The organism is Kribbella sp. NPDC006257, assembly GCF_040613535.1.
Lineage (GTDB): Bacteria > Actinomycetota > Actinomycetes > Propionibacteriales > Kribbellaceae > Kribbella.
Window position 1 is genome coordinate 321,966 of record NZ_JBEXSJ010000002.1, and the last position, 16,527, is coordinate 338,492.

Annotated in this window: 12 protein-coding genes; 5 read left to right on the plus strand and 7 right to left on the minus strand. The window is 66.5% G+C overall.

What is annotated here, in order from left to right:
- Positions 1–46: 46 nt before the first annotated feature.
- Positions 47–1,879 (minus strand): hypothetical protein, encoded by a 1,833-nt coding sequence (locus tag ABZ004_RS03830; RefSeq protein ID WP_355678216.1) that lies wholly within the window; start codon positions 1,877–1,879, stop codon positions 47–49.
- Positions 1,880–2,106: 227 nt separating this feature from the next.
- Between ABZ004_RS03830 and ABZ004_RS03835 the strand changes: the two genes are divergently transcribed.
- Together ABZ004_RS03835 and ABZ004_RS03840 are read left to right on the plus strand one after the other, a co-directional pair.
- Complete coding sequence (locus ABZ004_RS03835) at positions 2,107–2,802, plus strand: hypothetical protein (protein ID WP_355678217.1); 696 nt, start codon at positions 2,107–2,109, stop codon at positions 2,800–2,802.
- Between the two features lie 169 nt (positions 2,803–2,971).
- The gene (locus ABZ004_RS03840) at positions 2,972–6,157 is read left to right on the plus strand and encodes a glycoside hydrolase family 3 N-terminal domain-containing protein (RefSeq protein ID WP_355678218.1); all 3,186 of its coding nucleotides are present in this window, start codon (positions 2,972–2,974) and stop codon (positions 6,155–6,157) included.
- A gap of 40 nt (positions 6,158–6,197) precedes the next feature.
- Here the strand turns inward: ABZ004_RS03840 and ABZ004_RS03845 are convergent, their stop codons facing one another.
- Positions 6,198–8,345 carry an MMPL family transporter gene (locus ABZ004_RS03845; RefSeq protein ID WP_355678219.1) on the minus strand — a complete coding sequence of 716 codons (2,148 nt, stop codon included), beginning with the start codon at positions 8,343–8,345 and terminating at the stop codon, positions 6,198–6,200.
- 354 nt (positions 8,346–8,699) lie between these two features.
- On the minus strand, positions 8,700–9,155 hold the full coding sequence (locus ABZ004_RS03850; protein ID WP_355678220.1) for a hypothetical protein: 456 nt from the start codon (positions 9,153–9,155) through the stop codon (positions 8,700–8,702).
- A gap of 309 nt (positions 9,156–9,464) precedes the next feature.
- Between ABZ004_RS03850 and ABZ004_RS03855 the strand changes: the two genes are divergently transcribed.
- A complete protein-coding gene (locus ABZ004_RS03855; RefSeq protein WP_355678313.1) occupies positions 9,465–10,214 on the plus strand; it encodes an NAD-dependent epimerase/dehydratase family protein in 750 nt (249 codons plus the stop codon).
- 790 nt (positions 10,215–11,004) lie between these two features.
- On the opposite strand, the gene ABZ004_RS03860 is transcribed toward ABZ004_RS03855, so the two are convergent.
- Entirely contained in the window at positions 11,005–11,922 is a 918-nt protein-coding gene (locus ABZ004_RS03860; RefSeq protein WP_355678221.1) for a DJ-1/PfpI family protein, read from the minus strand.
- Positions 11,923–11,929: 7 nt separating this feature from the next.
- Positions 11,930–12,529: an isochorismatase family protein gene (locus tag ABZ004_RS03865; protein ID WP_355678222.1), complete on the minus strand. Its 600-nt coding sequence runs from the start codon at positions 12,527–12,529 to the stop codon at positions 11,930–11,932.
- A 237-nt stretch (positions 12,530–12,766) separates the two neighbouring features.
- Here ABZ004_RS03865 and ABZ004_RS03870 point away from each other — a divergent pair, with 237 nt between their 5' ends.
- Positions 12,767–13,993, plus strand: a complete 1,227-nt coding sequence (locus tag ABZ004_RS03870) for an aldose epimerase family protein (RefSeq protein ID WP_355678223.1) — start codon at positions 12,767–12,769, stop codon at positions 13,991–13,993.
- Positions 13,994–14,279: 286 nt separating this feature from the next.
- A complete protein-coding gene (locus ABZ004_RS03875) occupies positions 14,280–14,807 on the plus strand; it encodes a GrpB family protein (RefSeq protein WP_355678224.1) in 528 nt (175 codons plus the stop codon).
- Between the two features lie 3 nt (positions 14,808–14,810).
- Here the strand turns inward: ABZ004_RS03875 and ABZ004_RS03880 are convergent, their stop codons facing one another.
- Positions 14,811–15,233 (minus strand): hypothetical protein, encoded by a 423-nt coding sequence (locus tag ABZ004_RS03880; protein ID WP_355678225.1) that lies wholly within the window; start codon positions 15,231–15,233, stop codon positions 14,811–14,813.
- Between the two features lie 65 nt (positions 15,234–15,298).
- Positions 15,299–16,489, minus strand: a complete 1,191-nt coding sequence (locus ABZ004_RS03885; protein ID WP_355678226.1) for an FAD-dependent monooxygenase — start codon at positions 16,487–16,489, stop codon at positions 15,299–15,301.
- Positions 16,490–16,527 lie beyond the last annotated feature (38 nt).

Consider the following 16,527-nt stretch of genomic DNA (forward strand, 5'->3'; position numbering starts at 1 on the left):
GTTCCGGCCGGGGGCCCAAAACCCCGGCCGGAACGGATCGTCCAACTCAGCGGGCGCTCAGCACGCCTGCTCCGAAGGCGGCTCCGTCACGATGCTCGGCGCGGGCCGCGAGGATCCCGTTCAGCAGGATCGGAGGCAGCTTGCCGCCGAACTCCTGCCTGGTCAGCGCCGCGATGCCGACGGCGGAGGGCGCCGACGCCGACGTACCGAAGAAGCGGCATTGTCCTTGCACCGCAGTCGGGCACGTCCCCGAACCGAACGGTCCGACGCCACTCACCGAGACGCCGTCCGAGGCAGTCCAGTACGGCGCCGGGAAGCTCGCCGAGAGCGGTCCGGCAACGCCCTTGCACGGGCCGGGCTTACCACCCGGGCAGCGCGTGCTGGTGATGATCTGGGTCGGCCCGGCCGCGGAGTACGACTCGAGGGCGATCGTCTTCGGGTCCACCGAGAGGCTCGCGTTCACCGCACCCGCGCTGGTCGCGAAGCCGAGGTAGTTGGAGTCCGGGTTCATCGAACCGGCCCGCTCCGGCGGGTCGATCGTCTGGACGCCGGCCGACAGCGCGCGCCAGCGCAGGTCGAGCACCGGCGCCTTCTTCGCCGACGAGGTGCTCTGGACATCGACCACCAGCTTGGCGGGCTGCGCCACGCCGGTCGTGTTCTCGTAGATGAACTGCTCGATGGTGTCGCCGACCCCGTCAGCCTGTACTGCGTTGCTGGCGGCGAGGCACTGCGTCCCGGTCGCGTCCATCAGGTACAGGTTGAGGTCGGTGAATCCACCCTGCCCGGCGGTCGGGTAGACCGCTCGCGGCTCACTCCACTGCAGCGTCGGCATGACCGTCGCACCTGGCAGCAGGTTGAGGTTGTACGTCGTGTCGTCGCCGCGCAGCTTCACCACGTTGTCGGGCGCGTTCGGGCACCCCGTGAACGGTCCGACGACACCGTCCGGGCCGGCCCCGGTCCCGGTCGCCGTGACTCGAGGAGCATGCCGGCCACCGAGGTTTCCGGCGGACGAGCTGATGAAGATGCCGTGCTTGGCGAGGCCTTCCGCGGTGGCGGCGCCGATGCCCTGCTGGAACGCGGGCTCGTCGTCCAGCGCGATGTCCTCGGCGATCATCGTGACGCCGGCGTTGGCCAGGGTATGGAACGCCTCGACGTATTGGGCCGTGGTGTCCTGGGTGCTCGCGTACGCCAGTTTCGCCTGCGGTGCGAGGTCGTGGATGATCTCCAGCATCGCGGTGCCTTCGTCATCGTCGTACGTGCCCTGCTGCAGCACCTGTACGTCGGGCGGCAACTCGCCCTGCGCGACAGATTCAGCCAGGTGGTCGACGTCGCCGGAGATCGCACCGATCTTCTGGCCGCGTCCGGTGAGGCCCCTGGCCTGAGCCAGGTCGGCCTTGTGCAGCTGAACCCCTTCGGTCGTCACCGGGCCGACATCGACGGCAGGCCGCAGCGACGGTCGCATCGCCGTCACCCAGCCGAGGCCGGCGACCGCGTCGAGCTTGTCGTACGGGATCGTCGTCGCGACCAGGCCGGTGCTGGGCAGATCGGCTCCGGCGACCGGCTTCGCGTCGGCGGTGTTCGTCACGACCGACACGCCCAGCGAGGTCAGTGATGCTTCTTGGGCAGCGGTGATCGGCGCAGCGGCGTACAGCTGAACGCCGATCCGCCCGACGCTGTCGATGCCGAGCGACTTCGACAGCGGTGTCACCGACCGCGACTTCGCCGAGACGGCGGCGAGCTTGGCGGTGTCCCGCAGCAGCGTCGGAACCTTGGACGGCTTCGCGGCCTCGGGCGCTGCCGAGGCGGATTGACCAGCAGTGACAACCACCGCGGGGACGATGAGCAGCACGCTGCTCACTAGATAGGACAGCTTTCGCACAGTTTCCTCCCAGGGCCTACGGAGGACCAACACCGACGGGCATCGGCCGACGGGTGAGAGACAGCACGATGAGCGGACCCCCCGACCCAACGCCCCCACCCCAGCCCCACAGTCACGTACCCCACGCGCCCTGTCCAGACCACATCCCCACAACACGGGTATCCCTGCATCTCGCCCGTTCAGAAAAGGGACGCCGTCGGTGGGTGCAGAGCGGCTACGGTGCGGGGGTGGAGATCTTTCTGATCGGTGGTGGGCGGGAAGCCCAGGTCGCGCACGAGGGGTTCGTCCGGGCGTGCGGGGGCGGGTCGATCGTGGTCTTCGCGCTCGACGACCCCGATCTCGACGTCGCCCGGTGGGAGGGGACGCTGAAGGACGCGGGGGCGACCGAGGTAACCGTCGTACCGGTGTCGCCGGCCCGTCCACCGCTCGCCGCCGATCTGAGCGGCACGGCCGGCGTGTACGTCGCCGGCGGGCTGACCCCGGCGTACCGGGAGACGCTGGTCGACGCGGGTACCGAATGGCTCGACGCGGCGCGCACGGCAGGCCTCGTGTACTGCGGGTTCTCGGCCGGCTCCGCGATCGCCCCCGAGCGCGCCCTCGTCGGCGGCTGGCAGACGGCCTACGGCGGCCGCACCCTCGACGTCTGCGACGAGGAACTCGGCGAAGACCTCCAGAACCTGACCGTGCTCCCCGGCCTCGGCCTGGTCCCCTTCATGGTCGACGTCCACGCCGCTCAATGGGGCACCCTCTACCGCCTGGTCCACGCCGTCCTCGCCACCGGCCTCGAAGGCTGGGCCATTGACGAGAACACTGCCCTCACCTTCACCCCCGACGGCACGCCCACCCTCCACGGCCCCGGCGCCGCCACCCACGTCCGCCCGAGTGGCCCCGGCTCGACCACCATCACCGTCCACACCAACTGATCCCTGGACCAGACCGCGGCCGTACCAGGTTTCCGGGGTGTTCGGGGGCGATCTTGCGGTGTGAGAGCGCTCTAGTTCCGGAACCGGCGGGCTATTGACCGGCGCGGATTGAGGCTTGAGCATCAGGCGACGCGTGCGTGAGGCTCGCGCTGTATCTGAGGAGTCGCCCATGCCCAGGTGGACTGCCATCCGCCCGCCGAGACGCCGTACGGCCCTCGTCACCACGGCCGCCCTGCTGGCCGGTCTGTTGCCGTTCGGGATCGCTTCCCAGGCCGCCGCCGACGATCCGGATCCGATCGTGCTGGCTTCGTTCGAGGGGGCCGAGCCGTTCGCCTCGCCGCCGAACGCCGGCATCTTCGGCTGGGGCAGCGACGCCGATGACCCGCCGACGATGGAGTTCCAGGCCCGGGCCGACGCGCCGCAGGGCGGGAAGGTGCTGCATGGGACGTACAACATCAGCGGGTACGGCGGGTTCAGCCACGACGTGACGTTCGACCAGAACCCTGGTGACTGGTCGGCGCACAAGGGCATCAGGTTCTGGTGGTTCGGCCAGAACACCGCGCCGCTGCCGCCCGGTTCCGGCAAGCGGATCTTCTTCGAGATCAAGGACGGCGGCGCCAACGCCGAGGCTTCCGAATTGTGGAACACAAGTTTCACCGACGACTGGGAAGGCTGGCATCTGGTCGAGATCCCGTTCGCGGAACTCAACTACCGCGGTGACTACCAGCCGGTCGGCGGCATCGACCAGGTGCTCAACCTGACCCAGATGTGGGGCTACGCCATCACCATGCCGGTCGGAAATCCTGGTGAGTTCGCGATCGACCAGGTCGAGGTCTACGGCAAGGCCGACCCGGCCCTCAAGGCCAGCGTCACCACCGACGCCGGGGTTTACCCGGTCAAAGAAGGCGGCACCGCCCAAATCAAGGTGACTATCGGTACGACCGGAAGCTCGCCGCTGGAGGAGCCCGTCACCGTCGGCTACCGCACGGGCACCGGTACTGCGGGCGCAAGCGACTACGACCCGGTCTCGGGCACGATCACCTTTCCAGCCGGTACGCCGTCCGGCACTTCCCAGTCGGTCCAGGTCACCACCAGGAAGGACCACACCCCCGAGGTCGCCGAGACGATCCCGCTCGAGCTCACCGTCACCGGAGCCAAGGCGCCGGCGAACCCCCAGGTCGTCATCAACGCCCACGATCTCCCGTACCTGAACCCCAAGCTTCCCGTAAAGCTCCGCGTCAAGGACCTGCTCAGCCGGATGACCCTGGCCGAGAAGGTCGGCCAGATGACCCAGGCCGAGCGGAACGCGCTCAAGTCCAAGAGCGACATCGCCACCTTCGCGCTCGGTTCGCTGCTCTCCGGTGGCGGCTCGGTGCCGACGCCGAACACCCCGGCCGGCTGGGCCGCGATGATCGACACTTTCCAGCTGAACGCGCAGGCCACCCGTCTCCAGGTTCCGCTCATCTACGGTGTCGACGCGGTGCACGGTCACAACAACGTGATCGGCGCGACGATCCTGCCGCACAACATCGGCCTGGGCGCCACCCACGACCCGGATCTGGCCAAGCGCACCGGTGAGGTGACCGCAACCGAAGTACGGGCGACCGGTATCCCGTGGGACTTCGCGCCGTGCGTCTGCGTGGTCCGCGACGACCGCTGGGGACGCTCGTACGAAGGCATCAGCGAGGACCCGGCCCTGGTCAAGGCGATGGCGACCGTCATCACCGGGATGCAGGGCAAGGCCGACGGCAGTCAGCTTGCCCAGAGCAACCATGTGCTGGCGACCGCGAAGCACTACGTGGGCGACGGCGGTACGACGTACGGATCGTCGACCACCGGCAACTACAAGATCGACCAGGGCGTGACCGAGGTGACTCCGCAGCAACTGGAGGCAATCCACCTCGATCCGTTCAAGACGGCCGTCGATCTGGGTGTCGGCTCCGTGATGCCGTCGTACTCGAGTGTCGACATCATCGGTGACGACCAGGGTCCGGTGAAGATGCACGGCAACGCCGCGCTGATCAACGGAGTCCTGAAGCAGCGGATGGGCTTCGACGGGTTCGTGATCAGTGACTGGCAGGCGATCGACCAGTTGCCCGGGGACTACCCGAGCGACATCCGTACGTCGATCAACGCCGGCCTCGACATGATCATGGTGCCGACCAACTACCCGGACTTCATCACCGGCCTGACCGCCGAGGTCACCGCCGGCCGGGTGACCCAGGCCCGGGTGGACGACGCCGTCAGCCGGATCCTCACCCAGAAGTTCAAGCTCGGCCTGTTCGAGCACCCGTACGCCGACACCAGCAAGCTGGACCAGGTCGGTTCGGCCGCGCACCGGACCGTTGCCCGCGAGGCCGCGGCCAAGTCCCAGGTGCTATTGAAGAACGATGGCAACCTGTTGCCCATTGCAACTGACAAGAAGGTCTACGTTGCCGGCAGCAACGCCAACGATCTCGGCAACCAGATGGGCGGCTGGAGCATCACCTGGCAAGGCGCCTCCGGTAACACCACCACCGGGACGACGATCCTGGACGGGATCAAGCAGGTCGCGCCAACGGCGACCTTCAGCCAGGACGCCTCGGCACCTCTCGATGGGTACGACGTCGGGGTCGTCGTGGTCGGCGAGAAGCCGTACGCCGAAGGCATCGGCGACGTCGGCAACAACGGTCACACCCTCGGTCTCACCGATGCCGACAAGGCGACGGTGAGCAAGGTGTGCGCGGCGATGAAGTGTGTCGTCCTGGTCGTCTCCGGCCGGCCGCAGGTGATCGCGGACCAGCTCGGCGACATCGACGCGTTGGTGGCGTCCTGGCTTCCGGGCACCGAAGGCACGGGCGTCGCGGATGTGCTGTTCGGCAAGCGCCCGTTCAGCGGCCGGCTTCCGGTCACCTGGCCGCGGTCGGTTGATCAGGAGCCGCTGAATGTCGGCGACGCGGCGTACGACCCGCAGTACCCGTATGGCTGGGGTCTGACCACCCAGGCGGCAGCTCGCCAGCAACTGGCGACGGCTCAGAAGGACCTGCTGCGCAAGGGTTCCCGGGATGCTCAAGCGCTCGCAGCGGTGGTCTACATCGAGCTGGCTCTGCGGGTGAAGGACTGGTCGGGTCCGCAGGCACCGGGTGCATTGGCGGCTCTCGGCCAGGCCGGGAAGTTCCTGCAGAAGTCCAAGGTGGACTCGTTCGCCGACGACGATGCAGTGGTCGGCGCGGCTCGCTGGATCGCCCAGGACCAGATCGGGCAGAACCTCGACGAGGCCACCTCGAAGTTGACCTCCGACGCGGCCCACCTGACGCTCACCGGTGACCTGAGCACCGCGATCGCCAAGCTGACCGCGGCGTACAAGCTGCACTAATGGGATGAGGGGGCTTGGTGGACCAAGCCCCCTCACCTCTTCAGACTGAGATCAGCTCGCGATCGGCTGAATGCTTCGCCTGTACTGCGTGCAGCTTGTTGGGCCACCAGGCCTTCCGGCCGAGCAACACCATGATCGACGGCAGCATCACGATCCGGACCAGGGTCGCGTCGATCAGTACGGCGACCGCGAGCCCGACCCCCATCTGCTTCATCTCGATCATCCCCAGCGTCGCGAAGACCGCGAACACCGACACCATCACCGCCGCCGCACTCGTCACCACGCCGGCCGATTCGGTGATCCCCTTCCGGACCGCCTCCTTGGCCGACAGCCCATCGACGACGCCTTCGCGGATCCGGCCGAGCACGAACACGTGGTAGTCCATCGACAACCCGACCAGGATCACGAACAGGAACAGCGGGATCCACGACACCACGTACCCGGGCGACGTGAAGTCGAGTAGCCCTTCGGCCCAGGTGTGCTGGAAGACCAGCGACAGTACGCCGAAGCAGGCCGCCACCGAGGCGAGATTCAGCAGGGTCGTCACCACAGCGATCGCCAGGCTCCGGAACGTGAACGCCATCATCACCAGCGTCAGCCCGAGCACGAACGCGATCACATACGGCAACTTGTCCCGCTGGTGCTGCCCGTAGTCGACTCCCGACGCGGTCTCTCCACCCACTGCCCAAGTTGCTCCAGGCAATGACTTCGGCGCGAGCTCGGTCCGCAGCAGAGTCAACGCGTTCTCTGCCTCAGGACTCGAATCGTCATGCGGCGAAACCAGAGTCAGTACGGCGGTGTTTCCCGACTGACGAATCTTCTCCCCCGGCACTGCGACCAGCTGGCCGGTCTTCACGGCAGCGTTCTCCAGCTTGGTCAACCCGGCGACAGCGGACGGTCCACTCGAAGCCTTGGCAACCACCGTGTACGACGTACCGCGGGATGGGAAGTTCTCCTGCAGCGCCTGCATCGTGGCGACTTCGGGAATGCTCTGCGGCAGCGTATTCAAGCCACCCGGCGCGGTCTTCAGATCCAGCGCCGGTACTGCGAGCGCAACGATCCCGATCGCCGCGATCACCAGGGCGACCTTCGGGAACCGTAGTACGGGAGCGAGGATCCGGCGACTGATCCCGCCGGGACCGATCCGCCGGTTGAGCCGCCAGAGCAACGGAACGCGCGGCCGGTCGACCCGGTGACCCAGCTTCGCCAGCAACGCCGGAAGGACGGTCAGGGACCCGAGTACGGCGACCGCGACGACGACGATCGTTGCGGTGGCCATCGAAGAGAAGGTGGCGTCCTGCGCGACGTACAGACCGGCCATCGAGACGATCACGGCCATGCCGGAGACGACCACCGAGTGTCCCGACGTCGCCGCGGCGATCTCGACGGCGTCGAGCGTAGTACGACCGCGTTGGCGTTCCTCCCTTTCTCGTTTGAGATAGAAGAGCGAGTAGTCGACGCCGACGGCCATGCCGATCAGCAGTACGACGTTCGCCACCGATCCGCCGTCGGGAAAGAGGTAGGACAGCGGCGCGTAGAAGCCGAGGGCCGCACCAACTGCCGAGAACGCCAGCAGGACAGGGATTCCGGCCGCGATCAAGGCGCCGAAGGCAAGCAACATCAGAGCGAAGGTGATCGGCAGGCTGAGCTTCTCCGCACTGGCCAGGTCCTCGCCGACGCGCTTGAAGATCCCCTTGTTCAGCGATGCGTTGCCCGTCTCGGCGATCTTGAGATCTGGGTGATCACGCTGAACCTCGGCCGTTGCGGCGACCAGCTTCTCGACATTGTCCGAGGCGTCGTCGGCGGTGCCTTTCAGGTTGATCGGCAGCAGGACCGCCTTGCCGTTCTCCGACCAGACCGGCTGACCGACTGTGTCGACGGCGCCGATCGTGCGCATCTTCCGACTGACCTGATTCAGCGCGGCCGTCGCAGCCGGCCTGTCCAACACCTTCTCTGATGTCACCAACACGGTCTCACTCGGCCGATCGCCGAGATTCGCCTGCTCGATCAGTTGAGACGCGACACCCGACTGCCCGGTCCAGGTGTCCTTCTCCTTGCTCGCCTGCTTCGGAATCACGGCCGACATCCCGACCGCGACAACGACGAGCAACAGCCACAGACCGATCGCCCGCCAAGGATGAGTAGCACTCCACCGCGCCAACCGCACAGTTGCAGATCCCCTGCTCATGCTCTACCTCTCGCCAACCCCGCCCGGACACCCTGCCCGCACTAGGACGAGCCTCGCCCGATCCGGAACGGTTCTCAGGAGCCCCAAGCCCCCTACCTGGGTAGACCTAGCCCTACCCCTCCACAAGAAAGAAGAGAGAATCATTCACGAGCATTGAAGACTTCGAAGAAACAAAAACAAATAAAGACCGAGGAAGAAGAGATGGAGTGGGCTGGGTGCCTGGCTGGCGTGGCCCGAATGCGCGGCCTGCTAGTACTCCAGCCGTAGTCGTGATCAGGCGACCGTCTTGAGTCCACACAACCCGAGATCATCAACCGGTGGATGCACTACGTCCGGGACCGCCACACCGCCAGGTCACGAGTTTCGGCTGGAGACCAGGGGTGGGTGCGCTTTGAGGTGGTGGGCGGTCAGGAGAGGGACGGTGGCGGCCGCCGCGAGCCCCAGCCCGACGATCGCGTACCTGGCGAGTTCGGGCTGGGCTACCAGAAGGAAATCGTTCGCGAAGATCCAGAAGACGAACAGCCCAGTGAGTCCCATCGCGCCCGCCAGCGGGAACATCCGGTCAGGTCGGGGAAAGAGGCTGACGATCGCCACAGCACCGAGCGGCAGACTGAGTGCGTAGTACGGCAGGTAGACGAATACGTTGATCCCGAACCGGCCGCCGGCCTCGAGCTCACCCCAGGCATTGACGTCGGGCAGTGAGAAAACTAGCCCGTATCCCAGCGCACCCCACGCAGCGGCCACCATCAACGCCGTGAGCGCCTTGAACATGCGCCGGAGCGCTCCTGGCGTCGAGGACGTAGCACGCATCGAACCACTCCCATCAAGGATCAACGTTGAGAATTCTGCCCTTCGCAGGCCCGGAGGGCGAGCTGAGCCCGGGGCAGCAGGAGCGGTAGCACCTTCATCACGAACTACGGCTGGAGTACTAGGGGTGATGCCCCGCGCTAACCCTGGGCGCGAGCCTGTCTGGGGCAGGTCTTCCGCAGAGGCTCTCCAGCCGCAGGCTGATCGAGGCGCCTGACTCCAGCGTCTGTGCGACCCTACCGTAGGTAGGAGCTGCCAGAGTACGGCCGAGTACACGGACTTGGGAGGGACAGGGCGAGAAGGCTGCTGATCCTGGGTGGCGGTCGGTTCGTCGGCCACGCGTTGGTCTCCGCCGCCCAATCCGCCGACTGGTCCGTGACAGCCTTCAACCGGGGCCGGACCAGCCCGCCGCCGCGTGGAACAGGGTTCGTGCAGGGCGACCGATACAACTCAGCTGACCTCGCACGCCTCGCACAGCATGGACCGTGGGATGTAGTTCTAGACACCTCTGGATACGTCCCGCGAAACACGCTTGAGGTGTGCCAGGCGCTGCGGGCTGTCGCTGGTCGGTACATCTTCCTGTCGACCGTCAGCGTGTACGCCGACTGGCCCAAGAAGCCATTGAGCGAGCGGTCGCCACTGCTGCCCAGCTCTGCTGATGCCGGCCCTGACTACGGCAGCGACACCGAGGATGGTCCGACACAGTACGGCTACCAGAAAGCCGGTGCTGAGGCTGCGGTACTCCAGGCGTTCGGAGAGCAGGACTCTACGATCTTGCGTCCAGGTGTCGTCCTTGGTCCGCGAGAGTACGTCGGGCGCCTGCCGTGGTGGCTACGTCGGATATCGGCCGGCGGAACTGTCCTCGCTCCCGGCGATCCGCGCCGGAACATTCAACCCATAGATGTTCGCGACTTGGCGGAGTTTGCTCTATTGGCCGCAAACCAAGGAATATCTGGCGCATTCAATTTGGCAGCACCGATGGACCGAGACACCTTCGGGAGTCTTCTGGAGAGCTGCAAACTGGCCACGTCCCAACGCCGATCTTTGCTGGGCACCAGATGAAATACTGCTCAGGGGCGGAGTCCACCAATGGTCCGAGATGCCACTGTGGCGAACCTACGACGGCGTTTGGATGGTCGACTCCACCCGTGCTTTCTCCGCCGGGTTCCGATGCCGCGATCCGTCGGAGACCGTTCTCGACACTTGGGCTTGGCTTAAGACGTCATCCTCGACTGATCTGAATGAGCGGGCGGCCGAGGTTGGTCTGTCCAGCGCGAAGGAGGCGACAATCCTTGCCTCATTGAGAGAGGCCGAATTTATTTAGGCAGTGGGTCCACAGAGGGACGTCTCAACCACTCCACCACAGACTCTCGCAAGCTCCGGGCTCTGGGGTTTCGATCCCACGACGGCGTAGCAAGTTGCCCACTAACCTTCTGGTATCGCCTACCAGTCTCCGATCGGATCCGGTCGTCCATCAGGATCGCCCACGTGTAAGACGGGCCTTGAAGTGCCGAGATCGCCCCTGGTCCAGTTGCAGGCATCCTTTCGAGTGCATTCGCAAAGTTGGCTCTGGATAGATGGCGCACGGTCCGGCTGGGGCGCAGATAGTTGCCGGGCACCTCATACGTGAACGAAAGATCAGTGATGGTCGAGAATTCCTCACCAGCATGGCGCCTGATGCGCTCCCACACGACTTCGATTTCGGCCATGGTCGAGCCTGCGACCCGCAGACCGGTGGCTACAAGTCGGCGCCGGTTGGCGCAGCGCGCTGATTGGTGGTCGGCTCTTGTCTTTGCTCCTGTCTTTTGCTCTTGTTCTTCGGAGGGCTTCTGGGTAATTCTCTTGGAGGTTTTTAGCCGGCGGCTGGGCGGGAGCGGAGGCGGCGGAGCATGCGGGCGTCTTCGAAGCCGACTGCTCGGGCGGCTGCTTCGATGGTGGTGCCGTGGCCGATGAGGTGTTCGGCGCGTTCTAGGCGGAGGATCTGCTGGTAGCGCAGTGGCGTGAGACCCGTGGCGTTGGTGAAGACGCGGGTGAGGGTTCGCTCGCTCACGCCGACTCCGCGGGCCAGGTCGGCCAGCCGGAGCTGCTCGGCGTACCGGCTGTCGATGACGTCCTGCACCCGGTGGGCGAGATCGCTCATGTGCCCGCGGTGCCGCAGCATCGCGCTCTCCTGTAGCTCGTCCCCGTTCCGCCGCGCGTAGACGACCATTTCGCGCGCCACCCGGGCGGCTGCCTCGGCACCACACTCGACTGCGATCAGGTGCAGCGCCAGGTCGATCCCACTCGCGATCCCCGCCGACGTGATGACGCGGTCGTCCTCGACGTACAGGACGTCCCGGATCAAATGCCCTTTCGGGTAGCGCGCCGCCAGCGTCTCGGTCAGGTCGTGGTGGGTGGTGAAGTTGCGGCCGTCGAGCAGCCCGGCCGCGCCGAGAGCGTCCGCCCCGGAACAGACGCTCGCGACCCGGCCGCCGCCCGCGTGGTGGGTCCGCAGCCGTTGCTTCGTCGCCGCCGCGATCGGCACCTGCGGCGAGTACGCCGGCGACCGCCAGCCCGGTACGACGACGAGGTCGTCCGGGCAGAGGTCGGGCCAGTCGAGTTGTGCCCGGACCGGGAGACCCTGCGTCGTCACGATCTCGGGCACCTCGGCTACGTAGTACAGGCTGTAACCGTGGCCGAGGCCCTGCGCGGTCGAGAACACCTGGGCCGGACCGGCGAGGTCCAGCAGGTGCAGTTTCGGCAGCAGGAAGAACACGACCTTGGTGGACATGATCCGGTCAGGATGCCACGAGCATCGGGGCAACCTCGTCCAGTGTCCGGATGGTGGCGAAGCGACCGGCCAGGGCGTACTCCGTGCGCTCGGCGATCACCGCAGGGCTGAGGGTGCGCGGGTCGGCCAGGATCTCCTCGAGTGTGGCGTCGGGCGACATCGTCCAGTGCGGCAGCGGGGTGGTCGCGGTCGCCTCGGTGACGAAGACGACGTCGTACCCGAGGTCCGACGCGACCCGGGTGGTGGTCTCGCAGCACTGCTCGGTGCGGATGCCGCTGATGATCAGTTCCCGGATGCCATGCTGGGTCAGGAGCTGCTGCAGATTCGTTGTGGTGAACGCGTTGTGCGAGGTCTTGGGGATGATCGGCTCACCGTCGCGGGGCTCGAGACCTTCGATCAACCGGACGTGCCCTTCGGCCGGATCGAAGGCACCGCCGGTCCCCGGTTCGGTGTGCAGGATCCAGACCACGAGGTGGCCGCGCTCGCGGGACGCGGCGACCAGCCGGTTCACCCGGTCGGCGATGTCGGGGTGGTCGACCGCGCTCCAGTTGGGCCGGATCCGGAACGATTCCTGGACGTCGATGACGATCAATGCTGTCTGGGTCATGCCTCGATCCTGCGGTCCGGGCGGTCGGTCGCGGTAGGCATCAACCGGGCCGGGACCGGACGGATCTGGTCAGCGCCCGGCTTTTGTCCTGACTTCTCCATCGTTGGAATTTGACGTATTCGCACCGTTCCAAACTATTCCAAACACCATGGATGCCTGCTTACAGTGCCCGGGTCGGCACTGTGAGCACGCTCTCTCCGCCGACACACTCAGTGACTCAGGAAGTGAGGGGAACCAATGCCTGACAATCTGCCCCGCCGCCAGGTCCTGCGGACCGCCGGCGCGCTCGGCCTGGGCGCGGCCGCCGCCGGCGCCCTGCAGACCGGGGCCGAAGCCGCTGCCACCGCCGCCGGCTCGCCGGATAGGGTCGCCGCCATGGATGCGCAGCGCGGTCACGGACGACTCGACATCCGCAAGGATCCGTTCGGCACTACGCCGGACGGCCAGGCGGTCGATGTCTACACGTTCACCAACGGACGAGTGACGATCTCCATGCTGACCTGGGGGGCCACCATCCAGCGCGTCGAGACGCCGGACCGGCACGGTCACACCAAGAACATCAGCCTCGGTTTCGACAACCTGCCCGACTACGCGGCACTCAGCCCGTACTTCGGAGCGACGATCGGCCGCTACGGCAACCGGATCGCCAAGGGCAAGTTCAGCATCGACGGGAACAGCTACCAGATCCCGGTCAACAACGGCGAGAACGCCCTGCACGGCGGCACGATCGGCTTCGACAAGAAGGTCTGGAAGGCCAAGGTCGTGCACACCTCCTCGGCCGTCGGCGTCGCGTTCACCTATGTCAGCCCGGACGGCGAGATGGGCTTCCCGGGTGAGCTGACCAGCCGGGTGACCTACACGCTCGACAAGCAGGACAACCTGCGGATCGACTACCACGCGACCGTGGCCGGCAAGCCGACGATCGTCAACCTGACCAACCACGTGTACTTCAACCTGGCCGGCGAAGGCTCCCGCTCGATCGACAACCACGTGCTGCAGTTGAACGCCGCGAAGTACACGCCGGTCGATGCCGGCCTGATCCCGACCGGCGAGATCGCACCGGTCGCCGGGACACCGTTCGACTTCAACAAGCCGACCGCGATCGGCGCGCGGATCCGGGACGACCACCCCCAACTGGTGATCGGGCGTGGCTACGACCACAACTTCGTCCTCGGCGCGGCGGACTCCGACGGCGTGCGTTTCGCGGCGCGCTTCTGGGAACCGGACCACGGCCGGACGGTGACGGTACACACGACCGAGCCGGGCGCACAGTTCTACAGCGGCAACTTCCTCGACGGCACTTTCCAGGGCATCGGCAACAAGTCCTACCGCCAGGGTGACGCCTTCGCCTTCGAGACCCAGCACTTCCCCGACTCCCCCAACCACCCGAACTTCCCGTCGACGGTCCTCCGTCCCGGCGAGACCTACAAGTCCACCACCACGTACACCTTCGGCACCAAGTAGCCGCCCCCGGTACTGCGGTCTCCCCCCTCCCCGGAGACCGCAGTACGCCGAATCTCCCCCACCGGCACGCTCGCCGGCGCGCCCACCACCTACCTTCTCGACTAGCCGAATTCACTCAACTCCCCTTCTCGACTCGCTGGTTTTCCGGCGGCAGTTCGGCGAGTCGAGAAGGTAGGTGGAGCGCGCACAGCGAGTCGGAGAGGGGAGTCGAGCATGCGCGGCGAGTCGGGCCGGTAGGTGGGATCGCCCCTGGAACGTTGGCCGGTCGGTGGGAGAGGATGGCGTCGTGACTGTGCTCGCGGAGTACGACGAGGGATGGGCGGCCAAGTACGCCGAAGCGGCTGCGGAGTTGCGGGAAGTGTTCGGCGACGCGGTGACCGAGATCGAGCACATCGGGAGCACTGCGGTGGTGGGATTGCTGGCCAAGCCGGTGATCGACATCGGGGCGCGGGCCGAGTCCTTGGAAGCCGTTGCAGGCAAGGATTCTGAGCTCGCGGCGATCAGGTTCGCCCACGAGCCGGCGGGTCCTCCTGGTCGGCGTACGTACACCCGTCACGCCGACGGCATCCTCACCCACAACCTGCACGTCTTCCCCGCCGAGGCCTGGGACGGGCTCAACCAGCGAATCCTCCGCGACTACCTGCGCGAAACCCCCGACGCCGTACGCCGGTATGCCGACCTCAAGCGCCGCCTGTCCAACGCCGGCCTCACCGGCTTCGACTACACCATCGCCAAGACCGACCTCGTCCAGCAACTCACCGACGAGGCACGGGCAGCCCGCGGCCTCCCGTCAGTCCCCGTCTGGGAGACCTGACCCTCAGTCCCCCGAGTGGCCCCAGATCAGGTACTCGGCCGGCTTCCCGTCGGCGTACAGGATGGCGGCGTGACCGCTCCAGCGCGGCCTGTCGTCGTACGGGCTCTCCAGACCTGCGACGTCGGCCGCGGTCGGCTCCGGCGTACCGAAGACCGCAGCCGTCTCGGTCGGCGTCAGCAACCGCAAGGTGCCGTAGTCGTCCCGATCGTTCTCGCCGATCACGGCGTTGATGTCGAGGATCGAGTGGGTGCCTTCCTCCTGCACATCCTCGTCCTCCCACAGCTCGTCGATGCTGCCCGGACGTTCCTCGTCGTCCCCTGACCAGTAGTAGTCGTTCGCCGCGAAGACCTGCTGGCGAAGGGTTCCCAGCGCCTCGGCGAGATCCGGCGTGTAAGGCGTGCGGTAGTCCCAGACGGAGGCACCCATGGCAGATCCTTGAGGTCGTACGGCGGTGGTCGCGGCGACTGTACAGCGCGAGAAGGTCTTCCGGCTCACCTTGTTGCTGCGGAGGCGACCAGGGTCGGGTAGTCGCGGAGGTCGATGTTGTTGGCGGCCTTGTCGGCGTACTTCATCATCAGGGTGAAGAGGCGGGATCCCAGGAACCAGTTGCGGAGTTTGATGCCGCGGGCGGTTTTCGGGGCCATGAAGCGGCCTGCGTTGCTGTTGCCGGCCAGCTTGGTGTAGCGCTTCATGGTCTCGTCGTAGCGCGCGAAGGCAACGGTGTAGTCGCCATCGGCAAGGGCAAGCTCGCCGGCCAGGACGTAAGCTCCGACCACGGCCAGCCCGGTGCCGAACCCACCCAGGGTGTTTCCGTACGCCGCGTCGCCGATGAGCGCCACTCGTCCCTTGGTGTAGCGGCCGTTCATCCGCACCTGGCTGATCGAGTCGAGGTAGAAGTCGTCGAACTCGGGCAGCTCCGCGAGCATCCGCGGCACCTCCCAGCGCACCTCGGCGTACGCCTCCTCGACGATCCGACGCTGGGCAGCATCGTCGTCGCGCGAGTAGTCGAGCGCGGGTGACGCGAAGACGTAGAACTGCTGCGCTTTCGGCCCACCACACACGGCGTACCGGCCGGGCGCATTGTGGCCGTGGGCAACGATGCGCTCCTTGGACGCGTTGCCGGTCCACGGGCTGGCGCCGGCGACGCAGTAGTAATGGCCGAGGTGCTTCACGAAGTCCCGCTCCGGACCGAACGCGAGCTTCCGCACCCGGGAATGGATGCCGTCGGCACCGAAGACCAGATCGAAGGTCCGCGGGTCGGCGTGCTCGAACTCGACCTCGATCCCGTCCGCCGTTTCGGTGAGCCGGCTGATGGAGTCGCCGAAGAGGTACGAGCAGCGTGCCGAGGTCCGCTGGTAAAGGATGTCGGCCAGATCGCCGCGCAGGATCTCGACGTCGCCGCCGGTGAAGTCGCCGGAGATGACACCCACTTGCTTGCCGTCGTGGTCGAACAGCACAGTGTCGGTGGTGCCGGTCTGCCGCTGCTTGATCTCGTCGAGGATCCCCATCTGTTCCAGTACGGCGAAGTGGGTGCGCCCCTTGAAGTCGATCGCCTGACCACCGGGGCGGAGAGCCGGCGCCTTCTCGATGACGGTGACGTCGAAGCCGTAGCGATCGAGCCAGTACGCGAGGGCGGGACCCGCGATGCTGGCGCCGGAGATGAGGACTGATCTGTTGCGCATGATGACTCCTTGAGAAACTGTGTCTACCGGACACGAAT

Bases quoted from the DNA above. Each gene is read 5' to 3' on its own strand.
- ABZ004_RS03870 (WP_355678223.1), top strand. From the start codon at position 12,767: ATGCCTGACAATCTGCCCCGCCGCCAGGTCCTGCGGACCGCCGGCGCG.
- ABZ004_RS03885 (WP_355678226.1), bottom strand. From the start codon at position 16,489: ATGCGCAACAGATCAGTCCTCATCTCCGGCGCCAGCATCGCGGGTCCC.
- ABZ004_RS03880 (WP_355678225.1), bottom strand. From the start codon at position 15,233: ATGGGTGCCTCCGTCTGGGACTACCGCACGCCTTACACGCCGGATCTC.
- ABZ004_RS03845 (WP_355678219.1), bottom strand. From the start codon at position 8,345: ATGAGCAGGGGATCTGCAACTGTGCGGTTGGCGCGGTGGAGTGCTACT.
- ABZ004_RS03850 (WP_355678220.1), bottom strand. From the start codon at position 9,155: ATGCGTGCTACGTCCTCGACGCCAGGAGCGCTCCGGCGCATGTTCAAG.
- ABZ004_RS03865 (WP_355678222.1), bottom strand. From the start codon at position 12,529: ATGACCCAGACAGCATTGATCGTCATCGACGTCCAGGAATCGTTCCGG.
- ABZ004_RS03860 (WP_355678221.1), bottom strand. From the start codon at position 11,922: ATGTCCACCAAGGTCGTGTTCTTCCTGCTGCCGAAACTGCACCTGCTG.
- ABZ004_RS03840 (WP_355678218.1), top strand. From the start codon at position 2,972: ATGCCCAGGTGGACTGCCATCCGCCCGCCGAGACGCCGTACGGCCCTC.